This is a genomic window from Pseudomonas sp. PB105 (genome assembly GCF_009764655.1).
In the GTDB taxonomy this organism is placed as follows: Bacteria; Pseudomonadota; Gammaproteobacteria; order Pseudomonadales; family Pseudomonadaceae; genus Aquipseudomonas; species Aquipseudomonas cyclaminis.
Window position 1 is genome coordinate 18,321 of the sequence record NZ_RWIO01000006.1, and the last position, 15,096, is coordinate 33,416.

At 61.5% G+C, this 15,096-nt stretch carries 12 protein-coding genes; 4 read left to right on the plus strand and 8 right to left on the minus strand.

The window, feature by feature from the left end; genetic code table 11:
• Nucleotides 1–39: 39 nt before the first annotated feature.
• Both EJD88_RS00780 and EJD88_RS00785 read left to right on the plus strand, forming a co-directional pair.
• On the plus strand, nt 40–711 hold the full coding sequence (locus EJD88_RS00780; RefSeq protein ID WP_112193893.1) for a COG3650 family protein: 672 nt from the start codon (nt 40–42) through the stop codon (nt 709–711).
• Between the two features lie 105 nt (nt 712–816).
• Nucleotides 817–2,430: an NAD(P)/FAD-dependent oxidoreductase gene (locus EJD88_RS00785; protein WP_158876260.1), complete on the plus strand. Its 1,614-nt coding sequence runs from the start codon at nt 817–819 to the stop codon at nt 2,428–2,430.
• Between the two features lie 62 nt (nt 2,431–2,492).
• Here the strand turns inward: EJD88_RS00785 and EJD88_RS00790 are convergent, their stop codons facing one another.
• Entirely contained in the window at nt 2,493–3,587 is a 1,095-nt protein-coding gene (locus EJD88_RS00790; protein WP_112193892.1) for a PLP-dependent cysteine synthase family protein, read from the minus strand.
• Between the two features lie 216 nt (nt 3,588–3,803).
• Between EJD88_RS00790 and nhaA the strand changes: the two genes are divergently transcribed.
• Nucleotides 3,804–4,979, plus strand: coding sequence for a Na+/H+ antiporter NhaA (nhaA, locus tag EJD88_RS00795; RefSeq protein WP_158876262.1), 1,176 nt, complete (start codon nt 3,804–3,806; stop codon nt 4,977–4,979).
• Nucleotides 4,980–5,054: 75 nt separating this feature from the next.
• Here the strand turns inward: nhaA and EJD88_RS00800 are convergent, their stop codons facing one another.
• From EJD88_RS00800 to dinG, 6 genes are all read right to left on the minus strand, one after another.
• The gene (locus EJD88_RS00800) at nt 5,055–5,519 is read right to left on the minus strand and encodes a glycine zipper 2TM domain-containing protein (RefSeq protein WP_003189251.1); all 465 of its coding nucleotides are present in this window, start codon (nt 5,517–5,519) and stop codon (nt 5,055–5,057) included.
• Nucleotides 5,520–5,783: 264 nt separating this feature from the next.
• Nucleotides 5,784–6,431 carry a pyridoxamine 5'-phosphate oxidase gene (gene pdxH, locus EJD88_RS00805; RefSeq protein WP_158876264.1) on the minus strand — a complete coding sequence of 216 codons (648 nt, stop codon included), beginning with the start codon at nt 6,429–6,431 and terminating at the stop codon, nt 5,784–5,786.
• 27 nt (nt 6,432–6,458) lie between these two features.
• Nucleotides 6,459–7,622 carry an OmpA family protein gene (locus EJD88_RS00810; RefSeq protein ID WP_158876266.1) on the minus strand — a complete coding sequence of 388 codons (1,164 nt, stop codon included), beginning with the start codon at nt 7,620–7,622 and terminating at the stop codon, nt 6,459–6,461.
• A 143-nt stretch (nt 7,623–7,765) separates the two neighbouring features.
• Nucleotides 7,766–8,911, minus strand: a complete 1,146-nt coding sequence (locus tag EJD88_RS00815; RefSeq protein ID WP_158876328.1) for a serine hydrolase domain-containing protein — start codon at nt 8,909–8,911, stop codon at nt 7,766–7,768.
• A gap of 82 nt (nt 8,912–8,993) precedes the next feature.
• Complete coding sequence (locus EJD88_RS00820; RefSeq protein WP_158876268.1) at nt 8,994–11,291, minus strand: beta-galactosidase; 2,298 nt, start codon at nt 11,289–11,291, stop codon at nt 8,994–8,996.
• 88 nt (nt 11,292–11,379) lie between these two features.
• Nucleotides 11,380–13,524, minus strand: coding sequence for an ATP-dependent DNA helicase DinG (gene dinG, locus EJD88_RS00825; RefSeq protein ID WP_099583324.1), 2,145 nt, complete (start codon nt 13,522–13,524; stop codon nt 11,380–11,382).
• Between the two features lie 99 nt (nt 13,525–13,623).
• On the opposite strand from dinG, the gene EJD88_RS00830 reads away from it, so the two are divergent.
• Nucleotides 13,624–14,088: a CopD family protein gene (locus EJD88_RS00830; protein ID WP_112193884.1), complete on the plus strand. Its 465-nt coding sequence runs from the start codon at nt 13,624–13,626 to the stop codon at nt 14,086–14,088.
• 100 nt (nt 14,089–14,188) lie between these two features.
• On the opposite strand, the gene EJD88_RS00835 is transcribed toward EJD88_RS00830, so the two are convergent.
• A complete protein-coding gene (locus EJD88_RS00835) occupies nt 14,189–14,947 on the minus strand; it encodes a hypothetical protein (RefSeq protein WP_099583326.1) in 759 nt (252 codons plus the stop codon).
• Nucleotides 14,948–15,096 lie beyond the last annotated feature (149 nt).

The following is a 15,096-nucleotide window of genomic DNA, read 5'->3' on the forward strand; positions in this document are numbered from 1 at the left end:
AGCCTGCGTAACGTGGCGGCACTTGTCTGGAGACCCCTTATGCGTGCCGTCCGTAACCTCGCCCTGTTTGCCTTGCTTCCCCTGTTCGCCGCTTGCCAGATGTTCGAAAGCGAGCCGGCGAAGCCCTCTCTCGCGGGGCTGACCCGCATGCAGGGTGAACTCACAGCCGTCGGTGGCAAACTCTTGTTCCAGCCGTGCAACGACAAACGCAACTATGTGATCAACGACACCGGTGGCACCAGCATCCTGCAGGAAGCAGCCTCCCTGGCCGGTCAGCAGGGTGCATTGTTTGCCGACCTGCGCGGCAAGTTCTCCGGCGTTGCCAGCGGCACTCAGGGCAGTGTGGACCTGCAACAACTCTATCGCGTAGAACGCTCGACCGCCGCCTGCGACGACCCGGACTTCAAGCGCATGACCCTGCGCGCCAACGGCCACAAGCCCGCCTGGGCGATGAACGTCACCGCCAAGGGCATGGTGCTTGAGCGCGAAGGCCAGCCGCCACTGGCGGTGCCGTATGTAGAGGAGCAGATCGGTGACGGTCGCTTCAACCTGATGACCGAAGCCAACAACCAGCACGTCGAGCTGTGGGTGGCCCCGCAACGCTGCGTGGACAGCGTCAGTGGCAGCCTGCAACACATGACCGCCGAATTGCGGATCAACGGTCAAGTCCAGCGTGGCTGCGCGGCTTTCGGTGGTTCGCGGGACGATTGATCGCATCCTGCACTTTTTAGCATGACGGGAAACCACGGTTGGGGCTTATAATCGCCGGTTTGCAAAACCGCCGGCCTCACCGAACGCCGCACACCGGATCCTGTCATGTTACGAATCACCGAACTCAAGCTGCCCATCGACCATCCCGAAGAAGACCTGCGGCCTGCCATCTTGCAGCGCCTGGGCATCGCCAGTGATGACCTGCTCGATTTCACCCTGTTCAAACGCAGCTACGACGCCCGTAAGAAGACGTCGGAGCTGTGCTTCATTTACACCATCGACCTGGACGTGAAGGGTGAAGCCGCCCTCCTGCTCAAGTTTGCCGATGACCGCAACGTCAACCCGGCGCCGGACATCAGCTACAAGGTTGTCGGCCATGCCCCCGAAGGTTTGGTTGAGCGGCCGATCGTGGTCGGTTTTGGCCCGTGCGGCATCTTCGCCGGGCTGCTGCTGGCGCAAATGGGCTTCAAGCCGATCATCCTCGAACGCGGCAAGGAAGTGCGCCAGCGCACCAAGGACACCTGGGGCCTGTGGCGCAAAAGCGTGCTCAACCCCGAGTCCAACGTGCAGTTTGGTGAAGGCGGCGCCGGCACCTTTTCCGACGGCAAACTCTATAGCCAGATCAAGGATCCGAAATTCCACGGCCGCAAAGTGCTGCACGAATTCGTCAAGGCCGGCGCGCCGGAAGAAATCCTCTACGTCAGCAAACCGCATATCGGTACGTTCCGCCTGACCGGCGTGGTGGAAAACATGCGCGAGCAGATCATCGCCCTTGGCGGTGAAGTGCGCTTTGAACAACGCGTGACGGACGTGTTGATCGAAGACGGCCAACTGAACGGCGTGGTGGTGGATGGCGGCGAGCAGATCCTGTCCAGGCACGTGATCCTGGCCCTGGGCCACAGCGCCCGCGACACCTTCCGCATGCTCCACGGCCGCGGCGTGTACATGGAGGCCAAGCCGTTCTCGGTGGGCTTTCGCATTGAGCACCCGCAGTCGCTGATCGACGCTGCGCGGCTGGGCAAATACGCCGGGCACCCGAAACTGGGCGCCGCCGATTACAAACTGGTGCACCACGCGAAGAATGGCCGCTCGGTCTACAGCTTCTGCATGTGCCCCGGCGGCACCGTGGTGGCAGCCACCTCCGAGCCGAACCGCGTCGTGACCAACGGCATGAGCCAGTACTCGCGTAACGAGCGCAATGCCAACTCCGGCATCGTGGTGGGGATCACGCCGGAAGTGGATTACCCAGGTGGCCCACTCGCAGGTATCGAGTTGCAGGAACGTCTGGAATCCCACGCCTACATCCTCGGCGGCAGCACCTACGAGGCGCCGGCGCAGCTGGTGGGTGATTTCATCGCCGGCAAGCCGTCCACCGCCATCGGCAGTGTGGAACCGTCCTACAAACCGGGCGTGTCCTTGGGCGATCTCGCACTGGCGCTGCCGGAATTTGCTATTGAAGCTATCCGCGAAGCGTTGCCAGCCTTTGAAAAGCAGATCAAGGGCTACTCGTTGCACGACGCCGTCTTGACCGGCATCGAAACCCGCACCTCATCGCCGCTGCGGATTACCCGTGACGAATCGATGCAGAGCTTGAATGTGAAGGGTCTGTTCCCGGCCGGCGAAGGCGCCGGTTATGCCGGTGGGATTCTGTCGGCAGGCGTTGATGGGATTCGGATCGCCGAAGCGTTGGCGCGGGATATGCTCGGCATCCAGGCCTGAGAACAGCGCAAATTGAATGTGGGAGGGGTAAGCCCCTCTTCCACATTCGGGTCAACGTCGGGTCAGATATTTGCGCGCAAGACGCTGGCCGGCAACGGTTCGCCCCGCTCCACACTGGCCGCAACGGCCGCCATCAACCCGTCCAACTCATACCCCTGCCCTGCCAGCCATGCCTGGTCGTAATAGGTCGTGGCGTATCGCTCCCCGCCGTCGCACAAGATCGCCACGATAGAACCCGACTCCCCCGCAGCCTTCATCTGCTGCGCCGCCATCAGTGCACCCACCAGGTTGGTCCCGCTGGAACCACCGACTCGCCGACCCAGCCGCTCGGCCAGGTAATGCATGGCTGCCAGTGACAGCGCGTCCGGGACCTTGACCATCGCATCGATCACCTTCGGCAAAAACGACGCCTCGACCCGTGGCCGGCCAATGCCTTCGATGCGCGAACCGCAATCGAGGCGCAGGCTGGCATCACCCGTCTGGTAATAGTCAAAAAACACCGAACGCTCGGCATCGGCGCACAGCACACGGGTGCAGTGCTGGCGATAGCGCACATAGCGACCCAGTGTCGCCGTGGTGCCGCCGGTGCCGGGGCTGGAAATCAGCCAGCTCGGCTCGGGATGCTGCTCAAAGCGCATCTGCTGGAAGATCGACTCGGCGATGTTGTTGTTCGCGCGCCAGTCAGTAGCGCGTTCGGCGTAGGTGAACTGGTCCATGAAGTGGCCGCCACTTTCCTGCGCAAGGCGTTCGGATTCGGCGTAAATCTGCGTCGGATCCTGCACCAAATGGCTCTTGCCGCCATAGAAAGCAATCTGCGCGATTTTTTCCTGGGAGGTAGTGGCGGGCATCACCGCGATAAACGGCAGGCCCAGCAGCCGTGCGAAGTAAGCTTCGGAGATCGCCGTGGAACCGCTGGAGGCCTCGATCACCGGTGCTCCGGGCTTGAGCCAGCCGTTGCACAGCGCATACAGAAACAGCGAGCGGGCCAGCCGGTGTTTCAGGCTGCCGGTGGGATGGCTCGACTCGTCCTTGAAGTACAACTCGATACCGGGCAACCCCGGCAGCGGCAAGGGGATCAGGTGGGTGTCAGCGCTGCGCTGGAAGTCTGCTTCGATGATACGAATGGCTTCGCGAGCCCAGGGACGATGGTCACTCATGGTGGGTTTCTCTAAGGATTTCCAGGCCAATATTAGGATCTTTCCTACACTCGACACAGATACAGTAACGACTCAATTGGACACACAATTCCCGGCCCCTGACGCAACGCTGAACCCGTCCATTGCTTATAACAAATAAGAATATAACTTTTGTTTTAACAACTAACGGTACGGGTTAGGGTACCCACCTATTGAATCCGGATTGGAGAGCATCCCTTGGCTCTGCGTAGCACTTTCACCCGTTTCTTCCAGCTGGAAGCCGCCAGCGGTCTGTTGTTGATCGCCGCTGCGGCCATGGCACTGATCATCAACAACTCACCGTTGTCGCACCTGTACGGCGCATTTCTCGACGTGCCCGTGGTGGCGCAGATCGGCGCGTTGAAAATCGACAAGCCGGCCTTGTTGTGGATCAACGATGGCCTGATGGCGCTGTTCTTCTTGTTGATCGGCCTGGAGGTCAAGCGCGAGCTGCTTGACGGCCATCTGTCCAAGCCATCGCAAGTGGTACTGCCCGGCGCTGCTGCCATCGGCGGTATGGTGGTGCCGGCGCTGATCTACTGGGCGATCAACAAGGACTTCCCGAGCGCCCTCTCGGGCTGGGCGATCCCGATGGCCACCGACATTGCCTTCGCCCTGGGCGTGTTGGCGCTGCTGGGCAAACGCGTGCCGGTGTCGCTGAAGCTGTTCCTGATGACACTGGCCATCATCGATGACCTCGGTGCAATCATCGTGATCGCTGTGTTCTATTCCGCCGATTTGTCCGGCGCAGCGCTGGCAGGCGCAGGCGCGTGCCTGGTGGCCTTGATCGCGATGAACCGCCTCGGCGTGATCAAGCTCTGGGCCTACCTGATCGTCGGCCTGATCCTGTGGGTCTGTGTACTCAAGAGTGGCGTGCACGCCACGCTGGCCGGCGTGACCCTGGCGTTCTGCATCCCGATGCGTACCAAGAACGCCGAACCCTCACCGCTGCTGACCCTCGAACACGCCCTGCACCCGTGGGTGGCTTACGGCATCCTGCCGCTGTTCGCCTTTGCCAACGCCGGCGTATCCCTCACCGGTGTCAGCCTGGAAAGCTTCACCCATCACGTGCCCATGGGTATTGCCGCGGGCCTGTTGATCGGCAAGACCGTCGGTGTGTTCGGCCTCACCTGGCTGGCCATCAAGACCGGCCTCGCAGCACTGCCAAGTGGTGCGAGCTGGGGCCAGGTCTTTGGTGTGGCAATTCTGTGCGGCATCGGCTTCACCATGAGCCTGTTTGTCGGCTCCCTGGCGTTTGTACCAGGCGTCAGCGAGTTTGCCGGCGAGGATCGCATGGGGATTCTGACCGGGTCGATATTGGCGGCATGTATCGGGTATATGGTGACGGCGATGGCGAGTCGCAAGAAAGCCTGATCCCCTTGAACAACGCCCACAAAAAACCCCAACCGGTCACCCGGCTGGGGTTTTTCTTTGCCTGCTGCTTACCGCTTAACGGGTAACGCGGCTGGTGCCATCCACCGTCATGATCCGCACGCGGTCGCCAATGCGGAAGATTTCATTCTCCTGCACGGCCTGCACGTAGGCGCGCATGCTGCCGTCGTCTTCGCGAACGGTGATTTCCACGCCTTGGGTGCGGGTCAGGCCTTCTTCGGTGGCCGAACCCAACAGGCCGCCGGCGACTGCACCGATCACCGCAGTGACAATGCTGCCACGGCCGCCGCCGATGGCGCTGCCGCCAACACCGCCGATGACTGCGCCGGCAGCGCCGCCGATTGGGGTCTTGGTGCCTTCGATTTTCACCGGACGCAGAGATTCGATGGTGCCCATGCGCACGGTCTGTACACGACGCGCTTCATCACGGGAATACGAATCGCCGGTCAAACTTGAGGCGCAGCCACCCAGCAGCAGCGACAGGGTGGTAAAGCAGGCAACCAGTAAAACGGACTTACGCATAGCATCAACTCCAAAGGACAGGTGTTCATTAGACGCTGCGGCTTGGCGCCTGTCACGGCAAGCACCACAGAAAACTGCTTTCATTCAGCCTGAGTACAGACTGCACACACCAGAAAACTCGACGAACGGTAGCTCAGTTTTTGCGCCAACAGATGTCATGACGGTTTCATCATTGTAGCCGGGCAGCCGCATGCGACCGAAGTCTCTCCCATAGAGACGTCGGTGCTGCGAACAACATTCAGGTGAGGTGACGAAAGGTGCCGCTCAGGGTGCCAGGCGCTCGCGGGCCCATTCGGTCCCTTGCAGGCGGTAATTCAGGCGGTCATGCAGGCGGCTGGCGCGACCTTGCCAGAACTCGATACGCTCCGGCAGCAGACGGTAGCCACCCCAATGCTCGGGGCAGTCGGGCTGGGTATCGCTGAAACGCTGTTCGGTGGCCTTGAGCAGCTCTTGCAGTTCTGCACGGTCACGAATGACCTGGCTCTGCGGAGAGGCCCAGGCACCCAGGCGGCTGCCCAAAGGCCGGACCTGATAATACGCGTCCGACTCCTCAGGCGTGACCTTGACCACCCGCCCTTCGATGCGCACCTGGCGCTCAAGGGTCGGCCAGAAAAACGTCATGGCTGCGAACGGTCGCGCCGCGAGCTGTTGACCCTTGGCGCTCTGATAGTTGGTGAAGAAGGTAAAGCCCTGCGCATCCAGGCCCTTGAGCAATAGGATGCGGCAGTGCGGGCGACCGTCCTGGTCGACCGTTGCCAGGGTCATGGCATTGGCTTCCACCGGTGGCTGCTCGGTTTTCACCGCGTCGGCAAACCACTGGTGGAACAACGCAAACGGCTCGTCCGGGGCCTGGGCCTCGCTCAAACCGTCCCGTGTGTAGTCACGGCGCATATCGGCCAGTGCCTGGGTCATGCGGCTTTATCCTTCTGGTTCAGCGGATCAGTTTTTGGCCTGGTCGTTCGCCGGTGCAGCAGCCTTGGCTTTGGCCGGAGCCGCTTTCTTGGCCGCTGGCTTGGCCGGCGCCTTTTTAGCGGCTGGCTTGGCGGCAGCTTTCTTGGCGGCCGGGGCTTTTTTCGCCGGTGCTTTGGCAGCAGGAGCCGGTGCAGGTACGTTCTGTACCGCAACCATTTCAGCCACAGGCGGCGTCTTGCCCGAGTTGTACTTGCTCAGCAGCGCCAACATAGTTGTACGCTGAGTGAACATAATTTCCATGCGACGGTTCAGCGCACGGCCCTGGGTGCTGTCGTTGGCGGCACGTGGCATCAGGTCACCCATGCCACGCAGCATCAGTCGATCCTGCTTCAAGCCGCTGAGGCTGAAAATCGAAGCGATCGACTGTGCGCGTTCCTTGCTCAACGCCTGGCTCGCCGGGGCGGTGCCGGTGGCGTCTACGTGACCAAGAACCAGCACGGCGGTCTTGGGATCGGCTTCAACAGCCTTGGCAACACGTGTGAACGGGCCAAGGGTAACCGGCAGCAGCATGGCTGGACGTTTCGGGTTGTAGGAGCCATCAACCGGGGCAATCACGACGAGCACGTTGTCGCGACGTTCCAGTTGCAGGTTGCTGTCCTTGATGGCGGCGCGCAGGCGCGGCTCATAGTCGTCCAACCAGGCCTGGGTGATTTTCGGATCAGGCATCGGCACGTTGGTCACGTCGACCTTGGACAATGGCTTGGGTTTGCTTTCGAACGGCCACCACCAATGGGTTTCGCTGTCAGTCTTGGCCACGGCTGGCGCAGCGGCAGGTGCCGGAGTGGCGGCCTTGAGGTCGGCTTTCAGGTCTGCAGCCTTGGCATCGGCAGCTTTTTCGTCGGCGCTTTTGGAGGAGAACGGCCACCAGCTGGAGCCAGTGTCAGCCTTGGCTGCCGGAGCAGATGCGGGTACGGGTGCAGGTGCAGCAGCCGCTACAGGTGCGGCAGGCTTGGCGCCAGCAGCAGGCTTGGCATCTGGCTTGGCGTCGGTTTGGGTCACTGCGTCCTTGGTAGCGGCCTTATCAGATCCAAATGACCACCAATGCCCACCCTCGGCATCATTCTGTGGAGTTTGTGCGCAGCCGGTAATGGTGAGGCAAAGCGCCAGTGCCAAGGACTTGTTCGATAACATGAGATATCCACAAAATGAGAAAAGAAACGGGGGTCTGGATGACCCGTTAAACAGACGCTTACAGAACTTTAAAGTTACAAAATTTCGTTCAGCGCCTTCTTATAGTTGCCTTTGTAACAAAAAAACGTGAAACAGCAAGGGGTTTACAGACAACCGGCCAATATTCCGACCAACTTCTGTGCACGGGGGTCCATAAGTACATAAGGCCCCAATGTATTAGTCACGAAACCAAACGCTACATTATGCTCAGGATCGGCAAAACCGACCGAGCCGCCAGCGCCCGGGTGCCCGAAAGCCCGCGGGCCCAGGCCAAACGTGGCGTTGGGCAACTGCGGTTGATCCAACATGCAGCCCAGGCCAAAACGAGTTTGTGTCAATAATGTTTTATCCAAACCGATACTGTGTTCACGGGTCAACTCTTCGAGCATGTCGGCTTCCAACAAACTACCGTCCAACAACCCACTGTAAAAACCCGCCAGACTGCGTGCATTACCGTGACCATTAGCCGCGGGCTGCTGCATGCGTCGCCATTCAGGTTTATTAGTACTGGTCAGAATAGACGGTGGGTTGGCAAATGCCCGTGTAGTCATGGCGGTGGGCTCACGCATCATTACTTGCAGTAACCGTTGCGCGGACTCATCGCCCATATTGCCTTTGCTGCGTGCAATATGGGCAACACGATAAAACTCTGCGTCTGCCAGGCCCACATGAAAGTCCAGGCCCAACGGCCTTGCAACCCGCGCCACAATCGACTCACCCGGCCCACGCCCATCGGCGCGACGCAGCAATTCGCCGACCAACCAACCGTAGGTAATCGCTTCGTAGCCATGGCCCTGGCCTGGCGTCCACCAAGGTGCTTCGGCAGCCAGGGTGTCTACCATCAATTGCCAGTCGTACAGCGCTTCGGTGGGCAGCATTTCGCGGATCGCCGGCAAACCGGCCTGATGGCAGAGCAACTGGCGCAGCGTGATGGTTTCCTTGCCGGCAGCGGCAAATTCCGGCCAATACCTGGCCACGGGAGCGTCCAACTGCAACTTGCCCTCGGCCACCAGTTGCAGGGCCGTGACGGCGGTGAAGGTCTTGGTGCAGGAGAACAGGTTGACGATGGTGTCGCTGTGCCAGGCCTCGGCGCCGTCCTTGTCCGCCGTGCCCGCCCACAGGTCGACGACGGTTTCGCCGCCGATCTGGATGCAGAGCCCGGCACCACGCTCCTGCGGGTCATCGAACAGCGCGGCAAACGCTTCACGTACCGCTTCGAACTGGAGTTCGTAATGACCCTGAATCTGCACGTAAGCCGCCTCGAAAAACACCATGGAAAGTGGCCGACATTGTTCCAGCCCTTGTGGCTTTTGTGAACCCGTCAGCCCTCAATCAGTGACCGTTTCCGGCGTGCCCACCAGCATGCCCGGCGCCCTGCCCCGCGCTTTTGCCGTCATGCCCAGATTTACCGCCTTCGCCTTCACGAACCGCGCCGGCCGCCTTGGCCTTTTCTGCTTCCTTACCGAGCTGTTCTACCGTCGCCAGGTTGCTTTTACGCACACTGTCGACAAACCCCTGGTAAGGCACGTCGGTGATGCCCACCAGGCCGAAGTGGCCGTTTTCACCGTCCAGCAAGCGGCCGGTCACCGGCTGGTCCAGGTACTGGAACCAGTGCACGCCGACAATCGACGGTTCGGCCATGGCCTGCTTGAGGAAGTTGGCGTACGCCGCAGCGCGATCTTCTTCCCTGGCCAACTGGGTCACACCGCCCCAGAACGGGCCACGGTCGGCAGAGCCAAAGTTGAATTCAGTGATCAGCACCGGTTTATCCAGCGCGCGCAACGCGGCGAAGTCGTAACCGTCCTGGGGCTTGAGGGTGTACATGTTGAAACTCAGCACATCGCAATACTGCGCGCACGACGCCACAGCTTCCGGAGTGCTCACCGCATAACGACCGCCCAGCAGCAACTGGTTCGGCGCGTGCCATTTGAGGGAATCGGAGATGGTCTTGAAGTAGGCATCGGCGAAGGTTTTCTGGAAGTATTTGAAGTCCGCCTCGATTTCCGGGTGCTCCGGGTTTGGCATGGGTGGCTCGAAACCTGGGTCTTCCATCAGCTCCCAACCCGCCAATTCGATGCCCCACGCTTTCGACAGGCCATCTTCGTTGCGGTACTTGTCCCGAAGTTGCTTGAGGAACGCACGTTTGGCCGGAACGTCAGTGGTCATGCGCAGCGTGCCGTAGGCCAAGGCGTAACGGGATTTCGGATCATCACCCGGCCCGGCCCAGGCCAGTTCGTTATCGGCAAAGAAGCCGATCAACCACGGGTCGTCACGGTGATCGCGGGCGGCGATGGCCACGGCACGCTCGGTGGCCATGGCGAAGCGCGGGTCGAACGGATCGGGCATGCCGCCCCACCAGTCCGTGCCGGTGCTGATGCTGGCGTAATCGCCGACGATCGACAGCGGCAAGGTGTACGGCACACGGTCGGCGCGGGCCAATTCTGCATCGCTCCAGTTGCCAACGGTGTTGAAACCCCAGGCTTGCAGACGATCAAGGGTGTGGGTCACCCAACGCTTCTGGTCGAAGCCTTCGCCGCCGTAAGCGCGCTGCAGGTTGGCACCGTAGAAATCGTACCAACGCCCGGCACCGAAGCTGCGACCTTCACCGGCGCCATTGCCAGTGCGGTTATCGCCGCTGCCGTAATACTTGTCCAAAGGTTCACCGGCCTTGGGCAACGCCGCGAACATCCATTCGCGGCCCGCCACATAGGTCTGGCTGTTGTCGGCAGCCACGGTATTGACGCCCAAGGAATAGAACGGATGCCCCTCCGGCGTCACCAGATACCAGCGGCCGTCACGCTTTTCGGTGTGGAAAAAACCGCTGGCCTTGAATACAGGGCCTTTGTTCCAGCCGCCAAACCGGTCCAATGCGGATTTATCCCGCGCAGCCAGCCAACCCTGGAGCTGGGCTTGCTCCTTGGCGGCGGCGGCCTTGAGTTGCTCGTCGCTGCTGACTTTCTCCGGCCAGCGCGCACGGGTGGATTGCCCGTACGTGTCCACCAGCTCGCTGTAGGCAGCCTTCAACACCGGCTCACTGTCCTGCACGCCAAAGCGCTCCAGCAGAATGCTTTGGGCCGCATTGGGCTTGATCATCGACAGCGTCACCGAAACCACTTGGCTGCGGTCGATTTCCCCCGCGCTGCCGGCCAGCAATACGCGTTGGCCGTCCACGGTGATCGGCATCGGCGGGCCGGCCTTCATGCCCTGGCTCAGTGGCGTGTTGGCTTGCAGCGGGATCAGCAGGGTCTGGGCCGGGCCGGCCGGCAGGTCGATGCGGCTGACCAAGGTCTTGCCGTCACTGCTCTGCACCTTGACGTAGAGGGTCAGCGCCCAGTCCATGGCGCTCTGGATACGCAGGCTCATGGCGCCGGACGGCGACCAATCCCACACGCCGGTCTGCGGGCTGAGCACCAGGCTGGGTTCGGCAGCCGGGTTGAACGTGATGCGGCGCAACACCTCACCTTCAGGGGTTTGCTCGGCGTTGTATTGCGGCAGGCTGGCGTCCTGGGTCGCCACCTTGACCACATCGGCAGGCCGGACGAAGTTGAACAGGGTTTGTTGCCCGGCAGGCGCGGCCATCAAGGGCGCAGTGAACAGCAGGGCAAAAAGGGCGGGCAGCGTGCGAATCATACGAGCAAGGTTCTCCCAAACGGCCGGTGAATGGCCTGATGACATTGATGAGATAGACCACGAAGTGGGCGAATCCGCCCACGGTGGCTTAAGAAATTTCGCGCCGGAACGGCGGTAAAGCATTGAGGATAGCTTTACCGTAGCGCTGGGTGACCAAACGACGGTCGAGCAAGGTGATGGTGCCCCGGTCTTCTTCGGTACGCAGCAAGCGCCCGCAGGCCTGCACCAGCTTCAGGGAAGCATCCGGCACGGAGATTTCCATGAACGGGTTACCGCCCCGGGCTTCGATCCACTCGGCCAACGCGGCCTCCACCGGATCATCCGGTACCGAGAACGGGATCTTGGCGATCACCACGTGCTCGCAGTACGCGCCCGGCAAGTCGACACCCTCGGCAAAGCTCGCCAGGCCGAACAGTACGCTGGAGTCGCCGCCATCGACGCGCGCCTTGTGCTTGTTCAGGGTTTCCTGCTTGGACAGGTTGCCCTGGATAAACACTTGCTTGCGCCAGTCGCGGTCGAGGCCGTCGAACACGTCCTGCATCTGCTTGCGCGAGGAGAACAGCACCAGCGTGCCCCGGGAGCCTTCGACCAGGCCCGGCAAGTCACGAATGATCGCCGCAGTGTGGGCCGGCGCGTCACGCGGATCGGCCTTGAGGTCCGGTACCCGCAACACACCGGCGTCGGCGTGGTGGAACGGGCTCGGCACCACGGCGGTGACGGCTTTTTTCGGCAGCCCGGCACGCATGCGGAAGCGGTCGAAAGTGCCCAGGGCGGTCAGCGTGGCCGAGGTCACCAGGCAGCCGTAGGCCACGTTCCACAGGTTGCGCCGCAGCATTTCGGCGGCAAGGATCGGGCTGGCGTTGACCTCGATATCAAACAGCGCGCCGCTTTCCGACAAGGTCAGCCAACGCGCCATGGGCGGGTTGTCTTCCGGGTCTTCGACGGTAAACGCGGTCCACAGCTCCCAGTTGCCCTGGGAACGGGACAACAGGCTGCCGAACAGCGGGTACCACTCCTCGGCCTGGTTACTGGCGATGCCGATATTGACCTCGCCATCCATGCCTTCCTTGAGCAAATCCGTGAGACGGGTGAACAGATCGGTCAGGCGTGAAAAGCCCTTCTTCAGCTCAATGCCCATTTCGCGCATATGCTCGGGGATCATCCCGCCGACAAAGCGGTGTCGAGGACGTTCACGGCCTTCCACATCTTCGCCGGGCTTGAAGTCGGCAACCTGCTCGCAGGCGCTGAACATGAACTGCTGCTGGGTCTTGATCTCCCGCGCCAGCTCTGGCACCTGCTCGATCAGCTTGCCCAGGTCACCGGGCAACGGGTGCTGGGCCAGCAATTTGGTGAGGTTCTTCGCGGTGGACTCCAACCAGTCGGCGGTGGAGCGCAGGCGCGTGTAGTGGGCGAAGTGGCCGATGGCCTTGTCGGGCAGGTGATGCCCTTCGTCGAACACATAGAGCGTGTCGCGGGGGTCCGGCAACACAGCGCCGCCGCCCAGGGCCAGGTCGGCCAGGACCATGTCGTGGTTGGTGACGATTACGTCGACCTTGCCCATGCCCTCGCGTGCCTTGTAGAAGGCGCATTGGCCGAAGTTCGGGCAATGGCGGTTGGTGCACTGGCTATGGTCGGTGGTCAGGCGCGCCCAGTCGGCGTCTTCCAGGGCGGTGGGCCAGCTGTCGCGGTCGCCGTCCCATTTATTGCCGGCGAGTTTCTCGATCATGCTGGTAAACAGCTTCTGGCTGACTTCATCAACCTCAATCTTGAAGCCTTCTTCTTCGAACAGCGACGCCGTGGCCGTCTGCGCGTGGCCTTCCTGCAACAACACGTCGAGCTTGGACAGGCACATGTAGCGACCGCGGCCCTTGGCCAGGGCGAACGTGAAGTTCAGGCCGCTGTTGCGCATCAGGTCAGGCAGGTCTTTGTAGACGATCTGCTCTTGCAGGGCGACGGTGGCGGTGGCGATCACCAGGCGTTTGCCCGCGGCCTTGGCGGTAGGGATCGCGGCCAGGCTGTAGGCCACGGTCTTGCCGGTACCGGTGCCGGCTTCGACGGCCACGACCGCCGGGTCACCCTCGCGGCGACCTTCGTCGTCGGTGTCGATATCCCCGAGGACCTTGGCAACTTCGGCGATCATCAGGCGTTGGCCATAGCGCGGTTTCAGGCTCTTGGCTTCGAGAAAACGCGAGTAGGCGCCCTGGATCGTGGTTTTGAGTTCAGTGCTGATCATGGATAGTCGGGCGCAAAAAACGCTGGATAAATTTTCAGTGGTTCGGATCGGCCGCTATCATACCCCGCTAATTAATCCCGCGCAGAACGGAGTACCACAATGACCGCGTTTAGCCTCGCTTACACCCTGCATGTATTGGCCGCCCTGGTATGGGTGGGCGGTATGTTTTTCGCCTGGATGATCCTGCGCCCCGCCGCTGTGGCGGCACTTGAGGGCCCTGCCCGGCTGACGCTGTGGGCGAATGTGTTTCAACGTTTTTTTGTATGGGTGTGGGTCGCGGTGCTGATTTTGCCGATCAGCGGTGTCGGCCTGCTGCACCTGCGTTTCAGCGGGTTTGAGACTGCACCCCGTTACGTGCAGGTGATGATGGGCTTGTATCTGGTGATGACGGCGCTGTTTATCCGCATCCAGGCGTTGAAGTTTCCGCAGTTGAAGGCAGCAGTGGCGGCGCAGGATTGGCCGGCGGGCGCGGCTGCGCTGGGGCAGATTCGCAAGTTGGTAGGGATCAACCTGATTGTGGGGCTAGTGGTGGTGGCGATTGCTTCGGCTCGGCCGATGTTCTGAGGCGAGTCTTATATCGCCATCGGGGGCAAGCCCCCTCCCACAGTTAGATGCATTCCAAATGTGGGAGGGGGCTTGCCCCGATAGCGTCAGACCTTTCGACTCAAAGCCGCTGGATGGTCACAGTCCCCGCCGGCCCAACCGGCCCCGGCTGCCCTTCCAACCCTGGCCGGCCTTTTTCGCCACCATCGGCGCGGTACACCAGGCAGCCTTTGGATTCGCCGCCCTTGCCGGGTTTGCCTGCTACACCGGCCAACCCACCGGCGCCGCCGTCCACCCAGACCTTGATGTGTTCAGCCGGGAAGTCCTTCGGCAACTCCACGCGTACCTGTGCGCCCGCGCCACCTGGCAGGCCATCACCGCCGTTATCCCCATTAAAACCGCGTCCTGCCGAGCCCCAGGTGCAGCCAGGGTCCACGCCGTTGGCGCCATCAAGCCCGGCATACCCTTGGGCGCCGGCGCCGCCACGGGCATCTACCGACAGCTCTTCAGCCGTCAGCGAGTTGATGCGCAAGGTCAGGTCTCGTCCGGCCTTGGCCGGTTTTTCATGAGTGCCAGGCGCGCCGCGCGAGGTGATCTGGCTGCCATGCTCCAGTTGCGCACGACCCACCTGCAATTGCAGCCCGACAGCACCGGGGACAATAGCGATGCGTGCGTCACGACCCAGATGCAGCTCATCGACGTTGACCTGGCTGATGGTCGCCGGGATCAGCAACGTGCCGTAATCGGCGACCTCCAGGCGCTCCAGTTGCAACACGCTGGTGCTGCTGGGCAGGCGCATCAACGAGTTGGTTTCGACACTGACGCTCTGGGCCAGGGCAACGGGGCTGACCAGCAGGGCCAACAGAAAAACCTTACGCATCATGGGGCTCCTGAGTGTTTTCAAATTTTTCTTTGGACGCACAGTAACGACTTCTACCGGCGATTTGCCAGTGAAGGTTCAAAAAACTTGAGAAGGCCATGGTTTAAGCGAGGATCACCGCCCCTGGAGGATTTTTCGCAGCCTCTCGC